At 61.3% G+C, this 4,267-nt stretch carries 2 protein-coding genes and 1 pseudogene; all 3 read left to right on the forward strand.

Annotated elements, in window-relative coordinates; translation table 11 throughout:
- Positions 1–79: 79 nt before the first annotated feature.
- Complete coding sequence (locus OGY13_RS06225; RefSeq protein WP_003124096.1) at positions 80–640, forward strand: recombinase family protein; 561 nt, start codon at positions 80–82, stop codon at positions 638–640.
- 2 nt (positions 641–642) lie between these two features.
- A complete protein-coding gene (locus tag OGY13_RS06230; protein WP_001138070.1) occupies positions 643–3,609 on the forward strand; it encodes a Tn3 family transposase in 2,967 nt (988 codons plus the stop codon).
- A gap of 78 nt (positions 3,610–3,687) precedes the next feature.
- Positions 3,688–4,267, forward strand: a pseudogene (locus OGY13_RS06235) (IS110-like element IS4321 family transposase); the annotation flags it as partial.

The following is a 4,267-nucleotide window of genomic DNA, read 5'->3' on the forward strand; positions in this document are numbered from 1 at the left end:
GGTAAGCAGAGTTTTTGAAATGTAAGGCCTTTGAATAAGACAAAAGGCTGCCTCATCGCTAACTTTGCAACAGTGCCCCTTGCACGGTCAGCGCATCGGTTACGTCCGCGTCAGCAGCTTCGACCAGAACCCAGAACGGCAGCTCGAACAGATCCAGGTGGATAAAGTGTTCACCGACAAGGCGTCGGGCAAGGACACACGGCGGCCCGAACTGGAACGGCTGCTCGCCTTCGTGCGCGAAGGCGACACGGTCGTGGTGCACAGCATGGATCGTCTGGCGCGCAACCTCGACGACCTGCGCCGCCTGGTGCAGGGCCTCACCCAGCGCGGCGTACGCATCGAGTTCCTTAAGGAGCATTTGACCTTCACCGGCGAGGACTCGCCGATGGCGAACCTGATGCTGTCGGTAATGGGCGCGTTCGCCGAGTTCGAACGCGCCTTGATCCGCGAGCGGCAGCGCGAGGGCATCGCGCTCGCCAAGCAGCGCGGGGCCTACCGTGGCAGGAAGAAATCCCTGTCGTCTGAGCGTATTGCCGAACTGCGCCAACGTGTCGAGGCTGGCGAGCAAAAGACCAAGCTGGCTCGTGAATTCGGAATCAGTCGCGAAACCCTGTATCAATACTTGAGAACGGATCAGTAAATATGCCACGTCGTTCAATCCTGTCCGCCGCCGAGCGCGAAAGCCTGCTGGCGTTGCCGGACACCAAGGATGAGTTGATCCGTCACTACACGTTCAGCGAAACCGACCTCTCCATCATCCGGCAGCGGCGCGGCCCGGCCAACCGGCTGGGCTTCGCCGTGCAGCTCTGTTACCTGCGCTTTCCTGGTGTCATCCTGGGCGTCGATGAGCCGCCGTTTCCGCCCTTGTTGAAACTGGTCGCCGACCAGCTCAAGGTCAGCGTCGAAAGCTGGGACGAATACGGGCAGCGGGAGCAGACCCGGCGCGAGCACCTGGTCGAACTGCAAACGGTGTTCGGCTTCCAGCCCTTTACCATGGGCCACTACCGGCAGGCCGTCCAGTTGCTGACCGAGATGGCCTTGCAGACCGACAAGGGCATCGTGCTGGCCAGCACCTTGATCGAGCACCTGCGGCAGCAGTCGGTCATTCTGCCTGCCCTCAACGCCGTCGAGCGGGCGAGCGCCGAAGCAATCACCCGCGCCAACCGGCGCATCTACGATGCCTTGGCCGAACCGCTGTCGGACGCGCATCGCCGCCGCCTCGACGATCTGCTCAAGCGTCGGGACAACGGCAAAACGACCTGGCTGGCCTGGCTGCGCCAATCGCCCGTCAAACCGAATTCGCGGCACATGCTGGAACACATCGAACGCCTCAAAGCGTGGCAGGCGCTCGACCTGCCTTCTGGCATCGAGCGGTCGGTGCACCAGAACCGCCTGCTCAAGATCGCCCGTGAGGGTGGCCAGATGACGCCCGCCGACCTGGCCAAGTTCGAGGCGCAGCGACGCTATGCCACCCTGGTGGCGCTTGCCATCGAGGGCATGGCCACCGTCACCGACGAAATCATCGACCTGCACGACCGCATCCTGGGCAAGCTGTTCAACGCCGCCAAGAACAAGCATCAGCAGCAATTCCAGGCGTCCGGCAAGGCGATCAACGCCAAGGTGCGGCTGTTCGGCCGCATCGGCCAGGCGCTGATCGAGGCCAAGCAGGCGGGCCGCGATCCGTTCGCCGCCATCGAGGCCGTCATGTCCTGGGATGCCTTCGCCGAGAGCGTCACCGAAGCGCAGAAGCTTGCGCAGCCCGAGGACTTCGATTTCCTGCACCGCATCGGCGAAAGCTACGCCACGCTGCGCCGCTACGCGCCGGAATTCCTTGCCGTGCTCAAGCTGCGGGCCGCTCCCGCCGCGAAGGACGTGCTCGACGCCATCGAGGTGCTGCGCGGCATGAACAGCGACAACGCCCGCAAGGTGCCCGCCGACGCGCCGACCGAGTTCATCAAGCCGCGCTGGCAGAAGCTGGTCATGACCGACACCGGCATCGACCGGCGCTACTACGAACTGTGCGCGCTGTCGGAGATGAAGAACGCGTTGCGTTCCGGCGACATCTGGGTGCAGGGGTCGCGCCAGTTCAAGGACTTCGAGGACTACCTGGTGCCGCCCGCGAAATTCGCCAGCCTCAAGCAGGCCAGCGAATTGCCGCTGGCCGTGGCCACCGACTGCAACCGGTACCTGAACGACCGGCTGACGCTGCTGGAAACACAGCTTGCCACCGTCAACCGTATGGCGACGGCCAACGAGCTGCCGGACGCCATCATCACCGAGTCAGGCTTGAAGATCACGCCGCTCGACGCGGCGGTACCCGACACCGCCCAAGCGCTGATCGACCAGACGGCAATGATCCTGCCGCACGTCAAGATCACCGAACTGCTGCTGGAGGTGGACGAATGGACGGGCTTCACTCGGCATTTCGCGCATCTGAAATCGGGCGACCCGGCCAAAGACAAGAACCTGTTGCTGACCACGATCCTCGCCGACGCGATCAACCTGGGCCTGACCAAGATGGCGGAGTCTTGCCCCGGCACGACCTACGCCAAGCTGGCTTGGCTGCAAGCCTGGCACATCCGCGACGAAACCTACGGGGCGGCGCTGGCCGATCTGGTCAACGCACAGTTCCGCCATCCCTTCGCCGAGCACTGGGGCGACGGCACCACCTCATCGTCGGACGGCCAGAACTTCCGCACCGGCAGCAAGGCCGAGAGCACCGGCCACATCAACCCGAAATACGGGAGCAGCCCAGGGCGGACGTTCTACACCCACATTTCTGACCAGTACGCGCCATTTCACACCAAGGTCGTGAACGTCGGCGTGCGCGATTCGACCTACGTGCTCGACGGCCTGCTGTACCACGAGTCCGACTTGCGGATCGAGGAGCATTACACCGACACGGCGGGCTTCACCGATCACGTCTTCGCCCTGATGCACCTCCTGGGCTTCCGCTTCGCGCCGCGCATCCGCGACCTGGGCGACACCAAGCTCTACATCCCGAAGGGCGACGCCGCCTATGACGCGCTGAAACCCATGATCGGCGGCACGCTCAACATCAAGCACGTCCGCGCCCATTGGGACGAAATCCTGCGGCTGGCCACCTCGATCAAGCAGGGCACGGTGACGGCCTCCCTGATGCTCCGAAAGCTCGGCAGCTACCCACGCCAGAACGGCCTGGCCGTGGCGCTCCGCGAGCTGGGCCGCATCGAGCGCACGCTGTTCATCCTGGACTGGCTGCAAAGCGTGGAACTGCGCCGCCGCGTGCATGCCGGCCTGAACAAGGGCGAGGCGCGCAATGCGCTGGCCAGGGCAGTGTTTTTCAACCGCCTGGGTGAAATCCGCGACCGCAGTTTCGAGCAGCAGCGCTACCGGGCTAGCGGCCTCAATCTGGTAACGGCTGCCGTCGTGTTGTGGAACACGGTCTATCTGGAACGGGCTGCGCACGCGCTGCGTGGCAACGGCCATGCCGTTGATGACGCGCTGTTGCAGTACCTGTCGCCGCTCGGTTGGGAGCACATCAACCTCACCGGCGATTACCTCTGGCGCAGCAGCGCCAAGATCGGCGCGGGCAAGTTCAGGCCGCTACGACCGCTGCAACCGGCTTAGCGTGCTTTATTTAATGAGATGGTCACTCCCTCCTTCCCAGTACTATGCTGAGGACAGGCTTTCATTCGGAGAACCATCATGGAAAACATTGCGCTTATTGGTATCGATCTGGGTAAGAACTCTTTCCATATTCATTGTCAGGATCATCGTGGGAAGGCCGTTTACCGTAAAAAATTCACCCGACCAAAGCTAATCGAATTTCTGGCGACATGCCCGGCAACAACCATCGCGATGGAAGCCTGTGGCGGTTCTCACTTTATGGCACGCAAGCTGGAAGAGTTAGGGCATTTTCCAAAGCTGATATCACCGCAATTTGTCCGCCCATTCGTTAAAAGCAACAAAAATGACTTCGTTGATGCTGAAGCTATCTGTGAAGCAGCATCACGTCCATCTATGCGTTTCGTGCAGCCCAGAACCGAATCTCAGCAGGCAATGCGAGCTCTGCATCGTGTCCGTGAATCCCTGGTTCAGGATAAGGTGAAAACAACTAATCAGATGCATGCTTTTCTGCTGGAATTTGGTATCAGCGTTCCGCGAGGTGCTGCCGTTATTAGTCGACTGAGTACCCTTCTTGAGGACAGTAGTTTGCCTCTTTATCTCAGCCAGTTACTGCTGAAATTACAACAGCATTATCACTATCTTGTTGAGCAGATTAAAG

This window comes from Citrobacter sp. Cpo045, assembly GCF_030332875.1.
GTDB classification, from domain to species: domain Bacteria; phylum Pseudomonadota; class Gammaproteobacteria; order Enterobacterales; family Enterobacteriaceae; genus Citrobacter; species Citrobacter portucalensis.